The sequence below is a fragment of the Maribellus sediminis genome, assembly GCF_011799805.1.
Classification (GTDB): Bacteria; Bacteroidota; Bacteroidia; order Bacteroidales; family Prolixibacteraceae; genus Draconibacterium; species Draconibacterium sediminis_A.
Genome location: NZ_WXUB01000004.1, coordinates 76,251 through 92,373, shown reverse-complemented (window position 1 = coordinate 92,373; position 16,123 = coordinate 76,251). Strand labels below are relative to the sequence as shown.

10 protein-coding genes are annotated in these 16,123 nt (G+C 44.2%); 6 read left to right on the top strand and 4 right to left on the bottom strand.

The annotated features are described in order from the left end of the window. Positions 1 to 84: 84 nt before the first annotated feature. From leuC to leuB, 4 genes are all read left to right on the top strand, one after another. Positions 85 to 1,497: a 3-isopropylmalate dehydratase large subunit gene (gene leuC / locus HFD85_RS15395; RefSeq protein ID WP_240925059.1), complete on the top strand. Its 1,413-nt coding sequence runs from the start codon at positions 85 to 87 to the stop codon at positions 1,495 to 1,497. Between the two features lie 82 nt (positions 1,498 to 1,579). Next, the gene (gene leuD / locus HFD85_RS15390) at positions 1,580 to 2,167 is read left to right on the top strand and encodes a 3-isopropylmalate dehydratase small subunit (RefSeq protein WP_167611784.1); all 588 of its coding nucleotides are present in this window, start codon (positions 1,580 to 1,582) and stop codon (positions 2,165 to 2,167) included. Positions 2,168 to 2,229: 62 nt separating this feature from the next. Continuing rightward, complete coding sequence (locus HFD85_RS15385; RefSeq protein WP_206081991.1) at positions 2,230 to 3,813, top strand: alpha-isopropylmalate synthase regulatory domain-containing protein; 1,584 nt, start codon at positions 2,230 to 2,232, stop codon at positions 3,811 to 3,813. Between the two features lie 20 nt (positions 3,814 to 3,833). After that, positions 3,834 to 4,898 carry a 3-isopropylmalate dehydrogenase gene (gene leuB / locus HFD85_RS15380; RefSeq protein ID WP_167611780.1) on the top strand — a complete coding sequence of 355 codons (1,065 nt, stop codon included), beginning with the start codon at positions 3,834 to 3,836 and terminating at the stop codon, positions 4,896 to 4,898. Between the two features lie 81 nt (positions 4,899 to 4,979). Here leuB and HFD85_RS15375 read toward each other — a convergent pair whose 3' ends face one another. Both HFD85_RS15375 and HFD85_RS15370 read right to left on the bottom strand, forming a co-directional pair. Then, positions 4,980 to 5,789 (bottom strand): hypothetical protein, encoded by an 810-nt coding sequence (locus HFD85_RS15375; RefSeq protein ID WP_167611777.1) that lies wholly within the window; start codon positions 5,787 to 5,789, stop codon positions 4,980 to 4,982. A gap of 59 nt (positions 5,790 to 5,848) precedes the next feature. Further along, positions 5,849 to 7,669, bottom strand: coding sequence for a right-handed parallel beta-helix repeat-containing protein (locus tag HFD85_RS15370; protein ID WP_167611775.1), 1,821 nt, complete (start codon positions 7,667 to 7,669; stop codon positions 5,849 to 5,851). A 145-nt stretch (positions 7,670 to 7,814) separates the two neighbouring features. On the opposite strand from HFD85_RS15370, the gene HFD85_RS15365 reads away from it, so the two are divergent. Both HFD85_RS15365 and HFD85_RS15360 read left to right on the top strand, forming a co-directional pair. Beyond that, a complete protein-coding gene (locus tag HFD85_RS15365; protein ID WP_167611772.1) occupies positions 7,815 to 10,226 on the top strand; it encodes an alpha-ketoacid dehydrogenase subunit alpha/beta in 2,412 nt (803 codons plus the stop codon). A 173-nt stretch (positions 10,227 to 10,399) separates the two neighbouring features. After that, on the top strand, positions 10,400 to 12,703 hold the full coding sequence (locus HFD85_RS15360; protein ID WP_167611769.1) for a GH92 family glycosyl hydrolase: 2,304 nt from the start codon (positions 10,400 to 10,402) through the stop codon (positions 12,701 to 12,703). A gap of 82 nt (positions 12,704 to 12,785) precedes the next feature. Here the strand turns inward: HFD85_RS15360 and HFD85_RS15355 are convergent, their stop codons facing one another. Both HFD85_RS15355 and HFD85_RS15350 read right to left on the bottom strand, forming a co-directional pair. Further along, positions 12,786 to 13,997, bottom strand: a complete 1,212-nt coding sequence (locus HFD85_RS15355) for a cation:proton antiporter (protein WP_167611766.1) — start codon at positions 13,995 to 13,997, stop codon at positions 12,786 to 12,788. 615 nt (positions 13,998 to 14,612) lie between these two features. Beyond that, positions 14,613 to 16,109 (bottom strand): IMP dehydrogenase, encoded by a 1,497-nt coding sequence (locus HFD85_RS15350; RefSeq protein WP_167611763.1) that lies wholly within the window; start codon positions 16,107 to 16,109, stop codon positions 14,613 to 14,615. Positions 16,110 to 16,123 lie beyond the last annotated feature (14 nt).

The following is a 16,123-nucleotide window of genomic DNA, read 5'->3' as shown; positions in this document are numbered from 1 at the left end:
TAATCCCCCTTCGAAGGGGGAGTGCGACGAAGGAGCAGGGGGATGAGTCAGTTTCAAAAATATATAAGTTGAATCCATTTATAGATGGAAAAGATTATGGAAGCAAAAACATTATTTGATAAAATCTGGGACGCTCACGTGGTAGAGCAGGTTGAGGGAGGTCCCAACGTATTGTACATCGATCGTCACTTAATTCACGAGGTTACCAGCCCGGTAGCTTTTCTTGGGTTAAAGACACGCGGATTAAAAGTATTCCGCCCCGATAAAACAACGGCTACACCCGACCATAACGTTCCAACCCAGGAGCAGCACCTTTCAATTAAAGACGAACTTTCGCGCAACCAGGTTGAAATGCTGAAAAAGAACTGTGCTGAACATGGCATTGTTTATCACGATCTGCAGTCGGAAGGACATGGAATCGTTCACATTATCGGCCCTGAAATGGGATTGACCCAACCGGGAATGACCATCGTTTGCGGCGACAGCCACACCTCGACTCACGGAGCTTTTGGAGCGATTGCTTTTGGAATCGGTACCAGCGAAGTGGAAATGGTGCTGGCCAGCCAGTGTATTATGCAGCCAAAACCGAAGAAGATGCGCATTACTGTAAACGGTGAACTGGGTAAAGGCGTAACTGCAAAAGACATTGCACTGTACATTATTTCGAAAATTTCGACCAGTGGAGGTACCGGTCACTTTATTGAATATGCAGGTTCTGCCATTACCGGACTTTCGATGGAAGGCCGGATGACATTGTGTAACCTGAGTATCGAAAGTGGTGCACGCGGTGGTATGATCGCCCCGGATGAAACAACGTTCAACTATGTAAAAGGCCGTCAGTTCGCACCAAAAGGCGAAGAATGGGAAGCCGCTCTTGCCAAATGGAAAGAACTGAAAACCGATGACGGTGCTGTATTCGACACAGAATACACTTATGATGCTGCCGACATTGAACCCATGATCACCTATGGTACCAACCCGGGAATGGGAATTGGCGTAACACATCAGATTCCTACAACCGAAGGGATGCAGGGAACCGATAAATCAACTTACCTGAAATCGTTGCAATACATGGGTTACCACGAAGGAGACTCAATGAAAGGCAAACAGGTAGATTACGTATTCCTTGGAAGTTGCACGAACGGCCGCATCGAGGATTTTCGTGCTTTTGCAAATTTTGTAAAAGGCAAACAAAAAGCGCCAAACGTAAACGCATGGCTGGTGCCCGGCTCGAAGCGGGTTGAAACCCAGATACGAGAAGAAGGTTTGGTGGACATTCTTGAAGCAGCAGGTTTCGAACTCCGTCAACCGGGATGTTCAGCTTGTCTGGCGATGAACGAGGATAAAATTCCTGAAGGTAAATATGCAGTTTCTACTACCAACAGAAACTTCGAAGGCCGCCAGGGACCGGGATCCAGAACTATGCTGGCCAGTCCGCTCACAGCAGCAGCTGCAGCCGTCAGTGGAGTAGTAACCGATCCAAGAGAAATGATGTAAAACCGCGAAGCGCTAAGCGCAAAGGGCACAGCGAAAAAGCGCCTGGCTCTCTGCTCTTGGCTCTCTGCAAAATTTTGTAAACATGGCATACGATAAATTTTCTGTAATAAATACACCGGCAGTACCGCTGCCCCTTGAAAATGTAGATACCGACCAGATCATTCCTGCACGTTTCCTGAAAGCAGTTGAACGCAAAGGATTCGGCGACAACCTGTTCCGCGACTGGAGGTATGAAAAAGACGGAAGTCCGAAAGCTGACTTCCCCTTAAACGACAACAAATATTCAGGTAAAATACTGGTTGCAGGTAAAAACTTTGGTAGCGGATCGAGCCGCGAGCACGCTGCCTGGGCTATCTACGATTACGGATTCCGTGTAGTGGTTTCAAGCTTTTTTGCCGACATATTCAAAGGCAATGCCTTGAACAACGGACTGCTACCGGTTGTTGTTTCACCTGAATTCCTTCAAAAGATTTTCGACGCTATCGAAAAGGATTCCGACTCGACTTTTGAAGTAGATCTTGAGAAACAAACATTCACCATTGCATCAACAGGCGAATCGACTGAATTTGAGATCAATCCTTACAAAAAGCATTGCTTAAAAAACGGTTTGGACGACATCGATTACCTGGTGGCAATGAAAGATGCGATAGCTGAGTTTGAGACAGCTTAAATTCGCCGAATAAAGAGCGTTTGAAATCAGCATTATCAATTCGCTCACAAAAACAGACAGAAATGACAGGCAAAACAATAGAAGTTACAGGGAAACAGTTGACCATTATGGACACTACCCTGCGGGATGGAGAACAAACCTCGGGGGTTTCGTTCAGTGAGACCGAGAAGCTTAGCGTGGCTAAGGTACTGCTCGACGATGTAAAAGTTGATCGTATTGAAATTGCCTCGGCCCGTGTATCTGAAGGTGAATTTAAAGGCACACAACGCGTTATGAAGTGGGCCGCAGAAAAAGGTCACCTCGAAAAGGTGGAGGTACTCGGCTTTGTTGATGATGCCATTTCGCTGAATTGGATCAACGATGCCGGTGGGAAAGTCATTAACCTGCTGTGTAAAGGTTCGTTCAAACACGTTACCGAACAGTTGCGCAAAAAACCTGAAGAGCATGTTGCCGATATCCGGAAAGTGATCAACAATGCCGATAAAATGGGCATTAAGGTGAACATTTACCTGGAAGACTGGTCAAATGGTATGCGCAGTTCAAAAGACTACGTTCATTTTATGGTTTCGCATTTGAAGGATGAGAAAGTGGACCGGATCATGTTGCCCGATACACTTGGCATTCTCGACCCGGATGAGACTTACGAATTCTGCAAAGAAATGATCGAAACCTATCCGTATGCAAACTTCGATTTTCATGCACATAACGACTACGACCTGGCCATTGCCAACGTTTTTCATGCCATAAAAGCTGGGATACGTTGTGTTCACACCACCGTAAACGGTTTGGGAGAACGAGCAGGAAATGCGCCGCTTTCGAGTGTGATTGCAACAATCAAGGACCACCTGAAAATGACCACCAATGTGAATGAGCAACAGCTCAACAAAGTTTCCAAACTGGTGGAGTCGTTCTCTGGAATTCGTATTCCGACCAACAAGCCCTTAATTGGCGAGTTTGTTTTTACGCAGTGCAGCGGCATCCATGCCGACGGCGACAGTAAAAACAACCTGTATTTCAATGAGCTCTTGCCGGAACGTTTTGGCCGTATCAGACAATATGCGCTTGGTAAAACATCAGGGAAAGCCAACATCAGGAAAAACCTGGAAGAGCTGGGGATTGAACTGGATGCGGAGTCGCTTAAAAAAGTGACCGATAGAATCATTGAACTGGCTGATGAAAAGGAAACCATTACCAATGATGATCTGCCCTACATTGTGGCCGACACCCTGGATAATGATCTTATTGAGCAAAACATACGCGTGGTCAACTTCTCGATAAGTCACACCATGGGACTGCGCCCACTGGCCAACCTTGCCCTTGAAATAGGCGGAAAAATTTACGAAGAATACAGCGACGGCGACGGTCAGTACGACGCATTTATGCAGGCTTTGAAGAAGATTTACAAAGAGCTTAGCCGGCCATTGCCAAAACTGATCGACTATGTGGTAACCATTCCTCCCGGGGGACGTACCGATGCTTTGGTTGAAACCGTAATTACCTGGAAAGACAAGCACGAGTTTAAAACCAAAGGTCTGGATCCAGATCAGAATGCAGCGGCCATCAAAGCAACCATCCGCATGCTGAACATTATCGAAAACGAATTTAAACCCGGAATTCTTGATAAACTCATGAGTTCCATTTCATAATCAACTATTATTTAAATCAAATGAAGCTAAACATAGCAATACTTCCCGGCGACGGGATCGGGCCTGAAATTGTTGAACAGGCTATGAAAGCTGTAAAAGCAGTTGCAAAAAAATTTAATCACGAACTCGAATATGAATACGGAATCACCGGTGCAGCTGCCATCGATCAAGTAGGCGATCCCTACCCCGAAGATACTCACCAATTGTGTATGAATTCGGATGCTGTGCTTTTTGGTGCCATCGGCGATCCAAAATTCGATAACAATCCCAAAGCCACCGTACGACCGGAACAAGGCTTACTGGCCATGCGTAAAAAGCTGGGCTTGTATGCTAACATTCGTCCGGTAGAGACTTTCGAGTCGCTGTTGCACAAGTCGCCATTAAGAAGAGAATTGGTTGAAGGTGCCGATTTTGTTTGTATCCGCGAATTGACCGGTGGTATTTATTTTGGTGAAAAAGGTAGAAAAGACAACGGAAATACTGCCTTCGACACCAACACTTATACCCGTGAAGAAATCGAGCGTATCCTGAAACTGGGATATGAATTTGCAGCCAAACGCAATAAAAAACTTACGGTAGTTGACAAAGCCAATGTGCTGGAAAGCTCTCGTTTGTGGCGCGAAGTGGCTCAGGAAATGGCTCCAAATTATCCGGATATCAAGACCGAATACATGTTTGTGGACAATGCGGCGATGCAGATCATTCAGTGGCCAAAAAACTTCGACGTAATGGTTACCGAAAACATGTTTGGCGATATCCTCACCGACGAAGCCAGTGTGATCACCGGTTCGCTGGGATTATTGCCTTCTGCGTCAATTGGTATTCATACTTCGGTTTTTGAACCTATCCACGGTTCATATCCGCAGGCAGCAGGAAAAGATATTGCCAATCCGATTGCAACCATTCTTTCGGCCGCCATGATGTTTGAATATGCTTTCAACCTGATGGATGAAGGAAAACTGATTCGTGATGCTGTTGCGGCTTCAATGGAAGAAGCTTATGTTACAGAAGATATTGCCGAAGGCACGGCGTACAATACTTCGCAGGTTGGCGACTGGATTGCTGACTGGATTGCAAAGAATTAATTTGATAAATTTATTTGCTGTTTATAACGCAAGGAACAACCTTCGGAAAGCTATTTTCGGAGGTTGTTTCTTTTCCATACATCAGTTTTCTATACTTTCATATTCGAATACAACATTAATTCCCTGCTGATCGGGATACCGAACATAACTCAATACAGCTTTCTCCGGCAGATTCTCAGAACTGTATTCATACGAAATTTCAAACTCAGGAGGTAAACTACTCGCAATTGAATTCATGTACGACAGATAAACCGGATTATTTACCTGTACAATATCAATATCACGCGAATACATAAAAGCGTTTATAGTACTAATCCCTGAAGCGCCCAGCGGATTAATCTTAGCATCATACCTGAATTTAAGTTCCGACAATATAAAATCAGAATCGCTATTCGAAGGTCGCACAATCTTTTCTATTGTATTCCCTCTTGAATCGTACTTATAGCTAATATAAGAACTTACCTCTCCATTTTCTGAAAACACTTTTCCTTTACTAATCCTTCCATTTTTATAGTAATATTCCGTTTTTGTGCTCCACTCGTTTCCGTTTTCCGGAGATAGATATTGCAAGTTCTCCTCAATTACCTGACCTTCTGAATTGTATACATAACTTGTAGTATAATCCCCGTTTGTTTTTTGACTGATTTTACCAGCTTCGTTATACACATATGATTCAGTAAAAATCTGCTCGCCCTGAGATCTATTTTGTATTTCGCTTAATCGGTTCAGGCTGTCGTAAACAAAATCCGTCCGGTACTCCCAATCTTCGGTCGTCGTTGTTATTGCAATCAGATGCTGATTCAATTCAGGAAAAGTAGATGTAAAATCGTCTTCCTTACAGGCATTTAAAAAGATGAAAAATAACAAGGCAACTAATGTAGCTTTTCTCATAATTAAGGTTTTTCAGAAGATGAAGATTTCATACACTTGGTTGCGTCGGAAAGAATTTTCTAATCGGCAAACCTTTCTATTAATTCCTCTAATTGTTGACGATAGCTTTCGTCTCCTTCCGTCAATACCAGATTATTTACCTTCTGAATATCCTCTTCGTTCGTGCGGTTATAACGAATCGGAGGATTTCCGGGCGAGCAAAACAAATAATTCTCTTTTACCAGATTGGTAGTTGCCCTGTGAAACCGCAGTGGTGATTTGGCAATATTGTAAATCAGGTTATTGGCAACCAGCACATCGGTCGTACCTTCATCCAAAAACATTCCATTGCTTTCGGCCCTGCCGGCATTTATTCGCACATCGTGAATATGATTATTTACCAGCTTGCTCCCGGGCTGCAAACCCAACATGTATATTCCTCCTCCATCACTTAGCAGATTCATAATATTGTGAATGTGATTCCCATCAACAACATTTGCCCGACAAGGAGTTGGCACCGGACTCCACATCCACCCTATCGATATTCCTGTATAAGGAAGATCATAAATGTGATTGCTTTTCACATTAACTTCAGCAGTAAACCCACACCAGATTCCTACTGCACCAAAAAAACGAACGCCGCACTGCATTACGGTGCAATTTTTTACTGAATTCCCGGTTGCCACGTCACCTGGAGTTTCTTTCCACCAGGGTTCGCCACCTACCATTCGGTCCTGTCCTTCTCCAACCATAATTCCATTTCCTCCAATATCCGTAAACAACGAATTATTCACACCACAGTTTTTACAGCCCGTTGAAATCCAAAGCCCTGATCCTCCCAGGTTTTGAAAGGTGCAATTATTAAAGAGAACATCTTCGGCCCATTCAGCTTTTATAGCAGCAGGCACTACCTCCCATGGTCCGCTTTCGGGACGGGAATCGTGATGGCAAGCCTGAATTCCGCAATACCCTTGCGAAGGTATTTTCCAGGCGCTGTATTGGAATTTAATTCCTTCGAAGGCAATATTTTTTACCGGCTGATCTTTTGTTCCGTTTATCAATACAAGACCTTCTGATACAGGAAACATCACATTCAATTCTTCCGGATTTTGATCGACAGGTAATTTCAACAATATTTTTTCCGTATTTGAGTCATAGCACCATTCAAAATCCATATCAAGGAAAGCTTTGTCGTTCTCCAGAAAATACCTCGGATGTTCTTCCCAGTTATCGATATTAAAAAATGAAAGACTTTTCGCGCCAATGGAGTCAACGGCTGTCAATTGATGTTTTTGAAAATCTATTTCTTTCAGGCCGATTCTGGAAATCGACCAGTCGTGAAAAAATACGAGTTCTACATCGCTAATATTCGTTGGAACAGGAAATTCTCCTTCTTCAAAAAAGAAATTTGTACGATGATCGTCTCCCGCTTTTTTTACCCTCAAAAAACCTTCATTTGGAAATCTTGCACGCGTACAACGCCGTTCATCAATGAATAATTCTGTTGGACTTCTTTCTTTCTGTATTTTTGCTTCCCAGATTCCGTCATTTAGTTTTTGCCATCCCTTAATCCGGTTTCCTCCCGATATTACCGGACTGGCTCCTTCCACAGCTTTCAAAACTAACTTCGATTCGGAATTTGAAAATTTATCAGCTGCCATTAAAAGCGGTTTTTCTAAAAAATACGTTCCGTCGGCAAGATGAATTACATAATTCCCAGGTTCATTAGAAGGTATCGCTTCCAATGCTTTCTGAATGGTTTGAAAGGGCTTTTTTGCAGTTCCTGAATTAGCATCGTTTCCTGCCGGAGCAACATAGAATTCTGTTTCGCCCGGAGATAAGCACGATAGAAGAAAAATATTAAGAATCAGGAAGAAACCATTCACAGAACTAGTTGTCATTGTTATTGATTTAGGTAAGATTTAGTACCCAAAATTATCCAAATTAAGCTAAAATCAAATGCCTTCGCCACATTTCATCATCGAACAAATGCCCTCTTTAAACGTTATTTTTTCAGAAAAAACCACAATGGTTAAACGCGTACGAATGATTACAGATAAAGCAGCACCTAGCCCCAAACATAAAATAACAACAAAAGAGGCACTTGAAGATTATTTCATGGCCTATCTGAGCCGCCAGCTAAGTATTCTTGGGCGAAGAGAAGTTCATAATGGCAGGGCGCATTTTGGTATTTTTGGCGATGGTAAAGAAGTAGCCCAAATTGCATATGCCAAAAATTTCAAAAAAGGCGACTGGCGTTCGGGTTACTACCGCGATCAGACCTTTATGCTGGCACTCGGATTATTACAGCCCGAAGAGTTTTTCTCGATGATCTATGGAGATACCGACACTGAAATCAATCCGTCAACAGGCGGCAGAAATTTCAACAACCACTTCTGCACCACAAATATTACCCCTGAAGGAGAGATCAAAAACTTGAGCAAACAATATAACTCGGCTTCCGATATTTCTTCAACCGGAGGGCAAATGCCTCGTATGCTGGGACTGGCGCAGGCTGCAAAAATCGCCCGCCAGCAGCCTGAACTTGTAAAACATTTGAAGAACAACATTACCGGAAACGAAGTGGTTTTTGGCAGTATTGGCGATGCCAGTACTTCTGAAGGTCTTTTCTGGGAAACCATAAATGCAGCCGGAGTAATGCAGGTACCAATAGCTGTAGCTGTTTACGACGATGGATTTGGGATAAGTGTGCCTACCGAACTGCAAACCACAAAAGCCAGCATTTCAGAAGCCTTAAAAGGTTTCGAAAAAGAAGGAGAAAGCAACGGAATTAAAATCTACAAATGCAAAGGTTGGGATTATCCGGAGCTGATAAAAACATTCAAAAAAGGCATCGATTTCTGCCGCGAAACGCAAACACCGGTGGTCTTTCATATCGATGAAGTTACCCAGCCACAGGGACATTCAACTTCCGGTTCGCACGAACGTTACAAAACAAAGGAACGTTTGGAATGGGAAAATGAATTTGATGCATTGAACCGGATGCGCAAATGGCTGATCGACAGTGGCACTGCCGATGAAGATCTGTTGAAGGAAATAGAAAAATCGGCGAAAAAAGATGCCCGGGAGGCTCGGGAGAAAGCCTGGAAAAACTATACGGATGGTTTTAACGAAGAGCGGGCGGCCATAAAAAAGATCCTCAACAAAATCGACAGTAAAAGCGATCTTCAGAGCCTGCGTCGTTTTGAGAAAGTTACCGATAAGGTCTTCCCAACCCGGCGTTCGCACCTGAGCTTTGCCAAACGCCTGAACCTGGAACTGCATATAATACCTGAACTCGCCAACGAGAAAAGGGAGTTAAAGGAATGGATCAGCAATTTTGAAGAACGCAGCCGTAAATTTTACAGCGGAGAATTATACCGCACCGGTAAAGATTCAACACTAAATGTAAAAGCCGTACCGGTAGAATATGATGAGAATTCAGTAGAAGTGAACGGTTCGCAAATAGTGAACAAGAACTTCGAGGTTCTTTTTGAAAAATACCCGAACCTGGTCACTTTTGGTCAGGATACCGGCAAACTTGGCGATGTGAACCAGGGCATGAAAGGCATGCAGCAAAAATATGGTTCGCAGCGTGTTTCTGATGCCGGAATCCGTGAAGCTACCATCATCGGACAGGGAATTGGTCTGGCACTGGCCGGCTACCGGCCTATTGCTGAGATTCAATACCTCGACTACCTGATCTATGCGCAATCACAGTTGAGTGATGATCTGTCGACCATGCAGTACCGCACACTCGGGAAACAGGCTGCCCCGGTAATCGTACGAACCCGCGGACACCAGTTGCAGGGGATCTGGCACGCCGGATCACCGATGCAAATGCTACTTGGGTCAATGCGGGGCATGTACATTTGTGTTCCCCGAAACCTGACTCAGGCAGCCGGATTTTACAACACTTTACTTGAAGGGAATGATCCGGCTTTGGTGATTGAACCACTAAAGGGCTACAACGTAAAAGAAAAACTTCCGGTAAATCACGGCGAGTATAAAGTTCCGCTTGGTGTTCCCGAGATCATGCGCGAAGGAAGCGATGTAACCGTGGTAACTTATGCCTGGAACGTACACCATGCCATTAAAGCAGCCGATCTGCTTCAAAAATACAAAGGAATTTCTATTGAGGTGATCGACGTACAAACCTTACTCCCGTTCGATGTGAACCACATTATTCTGGAATCGGTAAAGAAAACCAACAAGGTGATCTTTATGGACGAAGATGTACCCGGAGGAGGAACTGCGTACATGATGCAAAAAGTGCTGGAGGAACAAAAGGCCTTCGACTACCTGGATACCGCACCGCGCACACTTTCGGCAATGGAACACAGGCCGGCCTATGGAATCGACGGAGAGTACTTCTCGAAACCCAATGTTGAACGTCTTTTCCGCGAAGTGTATGAAATGATGGGTGAAGTTGATCCAAAAGAATTTCCACACCTGTAATAAATAACAAAAAAGTGTGGGTAACGCGTTTTGAAACTGCCACAATTAAAAATTGCTGAAACCATTAAGGATTCAGATACAACATATCTTTTCGTAAAAAGCGGTAAACCACCAAACAAATAATTCAGAAATGCTATTTTTGTTGCAATACTTAAACCGACAAAGTTATTGCAATGAGAATTACATTATTTCTAATGCTACTGACACTCTTTTTTAGTTGTACAGTAAGCGAAACTCAACAAACAACTTCTTATGAGTCTGATAAACTGGTTGACCTTGTTAACCCGCTGATGGGCACCGACTCAGAATTCAAACTCTCCAACGGAAATACCTATCCGGCAATTGCCCGGCCCTGGGGAATGAATTTCTGGACACCGCAAACCCGCAAAATGGGTGACGGTTGGGGTTACACCTACGACGATTATAAAATCCGAGGCTTTAAACAAACGCACCAGCCCAGCCCATGGATCAACGATTACGCGGCCTTTTCATTATTGCCTGTAACCGGCGAACTAAAATGGAAAGAAGATGAGCGCGCATCGTGGTTCTCGCACAAGGCCGAAGTTGCCAAACCACACTATTACAAGGTTTATCTGGCCGATTACGATGTAACAACAGAATTTACACCAACGGAGCGCGCTGTTGCCTTTCGTTTTACCTTTCCCGAAAACGAATCGTCGTACATTGTACTGGATGCTTTCAACGGCGGATCGATGGTGAAGATCATTCCTGAAGAACGAAAAATCATAGGTTATTGCCAGAACAATCATGGCGGTGTTCCTGCCAATTTCAAAAATTATTTTGTCGCCATTTTCGATAAGGATTTTGAAATTACCAAAACCTGGAAAGAAGACGATCTGCAGGATGCCGACGAAGCCAAAGGTTTTCATACCGGGGCAGTTATTGGTTTCAAAACGAAAAAAGGCGAGCAGGTAAATGCTAAAATTGCTTCTTCATTTATTAGTCAGGAACAGGCTGAACTAAACCTGAACCGCGAAATCGGAGATAAGTCGTTTGAGGCTATCAAAACAGAAGGCGCTGCAGTTTGGGAAAAAGAACTTTCGAGAATTAAGGTTGAAGGCGGAACCGAAGAGCTCCGAAAAACTTTTTACTCGGCACTTTACCGTGTTTTGCTTTTCCCGCGTAGTTTTTACGAATACGACAAGGATAATCAACTCGTACATTATAGTCCATACAACGGCGAAGTACTGCCCGGTTATATGTATACCGACAACGGTTTCTGGGATACCTTCCGTGCCGTTTTCCCCTTCTTTACCTTGATGTATCCCGAGCTCAATTCACAAATTATGGAAGGACTGGCAAACACCTACAAGGAAAGTGGCTGGTTGCCCGAGTGGGCCAGCCCGGGTCACCGCGGTTGTATGATCGGCTCGAACTCTGCATCGCTGATCGCCGACAGTTACTTAAAAGGTATCCGCGGCTACGACATTGAAACCTTGTACGAAGCCATTCTGAAAAACACCGAAAACTGGATGGAGAACATCACCTCGGTAGGTCGTTTCGGTGCCGATTATTACAATGAATTAGGATACATTCCATACGATGTTGGCATACGCGAAAACACGGCTCGCACACTTGAATATGCTTATGCCGATTACTGCATCTGGAAACTGGCTCAGGAACTCGGCCGTCCGCAGGAAGAGATCGACCTGTTTAAGAAACGGGCGCGTAATTACCACAATGTTTTCGATCCTGAAAACAAACTGATGCGGGGTAAGAATGAAGATGGAACGTTCCAGTCGCCTTTCAGCCCGTACAAATGGGGCGATGCCTTTACCGAAGGAAACAGCTGGCACTATACCTGGAGCGTTTTCCAGGACATTGAAGGCCTGAAACAACTGATGGGTGGCAATGACGGTTTTGTGGCCATGCTCGACTCGGTATTTGTCGTGCCTCCAATTTTCGACGATTCGTATTACGGCGGTACCATCCACGAGATCCGTGAGATGCAGATTGCAGGAATGGGCAATTACGCTCACGGTAACCAGCCCATCCAGCACATGATCTACCTGTACAATTACACCGACAAACCATGGAAAGCACAATACCATGTTCGCGAGGTTCTGGATAAACTCTATTCATATGCGCCCGACGGTTATTGCGGCGACGAGGACAATGGACAAACTTCGGCCTGGTACGTTTTCAGCGCTATGGGCTTTTACCCGGTTTGCCCCGGAACTGATGAATATGTGCTGGGATCACCGCTTTTCAATAAGGTAACTGTAACGCTTGAAAACGGAAATGAATTTGTGATCGATGCCGCCAACAATTCAAAAGAGAACGTTTATGTTGATGCCGTTTCGTTGAATGGAGCGTCTTACAACAAGAACTACCTGAAACACGCCACCATTCAAAACGGCGGTGAAGTTTCATTCACAATGTCGGCTAAGCCAAACAAAGAAAGAGGCACCGGAGCAGAAAGTTATCCGTATTCGATGACCAACGAAGAAAATTAGAAATTTGACTTAGCAAAAATAAAAGTGGGGATTCGACTAAAAACCGGATCCCCATTTTTTGCAATTAATATCGTCAATCATCCTACTCAATCTCCCCTGCTTTTTTGAGCGAAAAACGGGAAGCGATCGGGCCAATAATTTCGTGAATCAGTGCTGCTCCGATAACAATACCCATAATCATCGGGCCTGTGTTTTTAAAAGCCGGATCGTTCGTAAGTAACAAAGCCAGCCCGATAACAATACCGCCCTGTGGGATCAAGCCACCGGCGGTGTATTTCTTTATATTCGGACTAAGCTTAAAAAATAAGGAACCGGCATAAATTCCTGCAAATTTACCCAAAGCTCGGGTGATAATGTAAATCACAATCAGCAAGAAACTTCCCGATATGGATGCAAGTTGCAAATGCAGGCCGGACAGCGTAAAAAAGATCACAAATATGAGTTCATCGGTATAGCGCTCAATGAGTTTAAATATTTTGTCGGCCACCGGATTTGTGTTCACTACAACGGCTCCCAACGCCATTGTTGAAAGCAGCGATTCGAAACCAAAGTACTCAGAGATACCGTAGCTTAAAGCAATCAGGCCAAAGATCAAAACAATTAAGGTTCCCTCCTGCTGTTTTGAAAAAAACCTGATGATGTAGGTAAACATCATTCCTACCATGGCTCCTACCAGCAAAGCCCCGCCAATATTTCTTCCCAGGTCAGCGAATACGTGGCCAATTTCCACATTACTCGTTCCTAAAAAATAGGCTGCAAAAGCCGTAACCAGCGTGTAGATGACTATTCCTACCAGATCGTCGAAGGCGGCAATCTCGAGCATGGTCGAACTCACTTCACCTTTTGCTTTGTATTCGTGAATTACCGCAATTGTTGCCGACGGATCGGTTGGTGCCGCCAGCGAGGCCAAAACAAGACTAACAGCCAAACTCACGGAGACAGCATCGAAGAGCGGAATAAAAAACCGCAGTATAAGAAACAAGAAGACAAATACACTAAAAAAAGCAAATAATGATTCCAGAAGCGTTAGTGCTACAAGTGTTCTTCCTGTAGCTTTTAACTTTTTCGCCGAAAGTGACCCCCCTATTGAAAAAGTGATAAACGATAAAGAAATGGAGAGCAGCGGATCAGTGTGTTCAACAAAATCATCTGACATTATACCCAATAAATCGGGATTAAGCAGAATTCCGGCGATGATGTAACCCGATATTTTTGGCAAGCGGATTTTTTCGGCCAGCTCACCCAAAATATAACCTGTAAATATTAGTAGTCCAACGCTTAAAATTACATTCATGAGCATCGATTTTTGATTTCGAAACGCGAGCGCAAACGAAGTTCAGGAAGCATTAAATTTACTAAGCTCAACCCACAATAAAAACCATTCGCAGAACAAAATGCGACAATTTGCTAACTTTAACATTCATCATTTCCGGTATTCACGCTAAGAGGTAGCCACAAAAACAAACCGAACATGCATGGCCTTGCAAATGCTGCTTTTCTATGTCAGTTCATTCCAAGCGCTCAGCATTCAAATACCGGCTTTATGAATACCCCTTTCGATTGATGATCCTGCGACATCTGCCTCGCTTATGCCGGACAAAAACCCAAAATCAGCGATTGAAAACTGCGTGAGCAGATTATGAGTTGGCAAATCCATAAGGATTAATCCGCATCAGCAAGTGGTATTAAATGGCTGGTTGATGGAATAAAAATTCATTCCCGGGGGATAAAAATTACTTCAGTTGATAGTAAAAAGAGATTGCTTCTCCCGAATTCTCGGGTTCGCAATGAGTGGAAATTTGTGGCTTATCAGTTATAGAGAGGGCCTGGCGGCTTTGCCGCCAGGCCCTCTCTAACCTAACTATCTTAAAATTGTCATTGCGAACGCAGTGAAGCAATCTTTTTGTCCTTAGTTACTCGTGTCCTTCACAATCACATCATGCGCGCCACCTTCAATAATACTGGTTGAAGAAACCAGGGTGATGCGTGCATCTTCCTGCAATTCGGGCAGGGAACTTACGCCGCAACTGCACATGGTCGATTTTATCTTACCCAGCGTAGTATCGAGGTTCTCTTTAAGTTTTCCGGCATACGGTACGTAGCTGTCAACACCCTCCTCGAATTTAAGCGCACTGCTTCCGCCCATGTCGTAACGTTGCCAGTTACGGGCACGGTTCGAACCTTCGCCCCAGTATTCTTTTACATAGTTTCCGTTAACCAGCAGTTTACGCGTAGGGCTTTCATCGAAACGGGCAAAATAACGTCCCATCATCAGGAAATCGGCGCCCATAGCCAGTGCCAGTGTCATGTGATAATCCTGAACAATTCCACCGTCGGAACAAATTGGAATGTACTCGCCGGTTTCGGCAAAATATTCGTCGCGGGCTTTGGCCACTTCAATCAGTGCGGTAGCCTGTCCGCGGCCGATACCTTTTTGTTCGCGGGTGATACAGATCGATCCGCCGCCAACACCAACTTTAATAAAATCGGCACCTGCTTTTGCCAGGTACAAAAATCCCTCTTTATCCACAACGTTACCGGCACCAATCAGTACCTCGCCCTTGTATTCGTTTTTGATGTAATCGAGTGTTTCCTGCTGCCATTCCGAGAAACCATCCGACGAGTCGATACACAGCACATCAACACCGGCTTCAACCAGTGCCGGAACACGTTCTTTGTAATCGCGGGTATTGATACCGGCGCCAACAACAAGTCGTTTATGCTGATCGAGCAGTTCGTTCGGATTCTTTTTATGACTGTCGTAGTCCTTACGGAATACAAAATATTTTAAGCGGTTGTCTTCATCCACAATCGGAAGCTGGTTCAATTTATGTTCCCAGATAATATCATTGGCTTCTGTAAGCGAAACGCCGTTAGGTGCAGTGATCAAATCTTCTGCTGGCGTCATAAACTCACTTACTTTTTTATCGAGGCTGTCTTTGCTGGCACGGTAATCGCGGCTGGTAACAATTCCCAGAAGGACACCTGACGAAGTGCCATCGTCGGTTACCCCAACGGTTGAAAAACCGGTTCTCGATTTCAGAATTAAAATATCCTGCAAGGTACTGTCGGGTGTTAAATTGGCACGGCTTTCAACAAATCCGGCTTTGTGGTTTTTTACTTTGCTAACCATTTTAGCCTGCGACTCTATGGTTTGCGAGCCGTAAATGAATGAAAGTCCGCCTTCTTTTGCCAGTGCAATGGCCAGTCCGTCATCGGAAACCGACTGCATGATAGCCGAAACAAAAGGTACATTTAAGGAAATTTTTGACTGTTCGCCTTTTTTGAACTTCACCAGAGGTGTCTCTAAATTAACACGATCAGGAATGTGTTCTTTAGTTGTTAAACCAGGAATAATCAAGTATTCGCTAAACGTTCTTGAAACTTCATTCATTATTTTTGCCATAACCTTCGAATAAA

Bases quoted from the DNA above. Each gene is read 5' to 3' on its own strand.
- HFD85_RS15365 (WP_167611772.1), top strand. From the start codon at position 7,815: ATGATTACAGATAAAGCAGCACCTAGCCCCAAACATAAAATAACAACA.
- HFD85_RS15350 (WP_167611763.1), bottom strand. From the start codon at position 16,109: ATGGCAAAAATAATGAATGAAGTTTCAAGAACGTTTAGCGAATACTTG.
- HFD85_RS15385 (WP_206081991.1), top strand. From the start codon at position 2,230: ATGACAGGCAAAACAATAGAAGTTACAGGGAAACAGTTGACCATTATG.
- HFD85_RS15375 (WP_167611777.1), bottom strand. From the start codon at position 5,789: ATGAGAAAAGCTACATTAGTTGCCTTGTTATTTTTCATCTTTTTAAAT.
- leuB (WP_167611780.1), top strand. From the start codon at position 3,834: ATGAAGCTAAACATAGCAATACTTCCCGGCGACGGGATCGGGCCTGAA.
- HFD85_RS15355 (WP_167611766.1), bottom strand. From the start codon at position 13,997: ATGAATGTAATTTTAAGCGTTGGACTACTAATATTTACAGGTTATATT.
- HFD85_RS15360 (WP_167611769.1), top strand. From the start codon at position 10,400: ATGAGAATTACATTATTTCTAATGCTACTGACACTCTTTTTTAGTTGT.
- leuC (WP_240925059.1), top strand. From the start codon at position 85: ATGGAAAAGATTATGGAAGCAAAAACATTATTTGATAAAATCTGGGAC.
- HFD85_RS15370 (WP_167611775.1), bottom strand. From the start codon at position 7,669: ATGACAACTAGTTCTGTGAATGGTTTCTTCCTGATTCTTAATATTTTT.
- leuD (WP_167611784.1), top strand. From the start codon at position 1,580: ATGGCATACGATAAATTTTCTGTAATAAATACACCGGCAGTACCGCTG.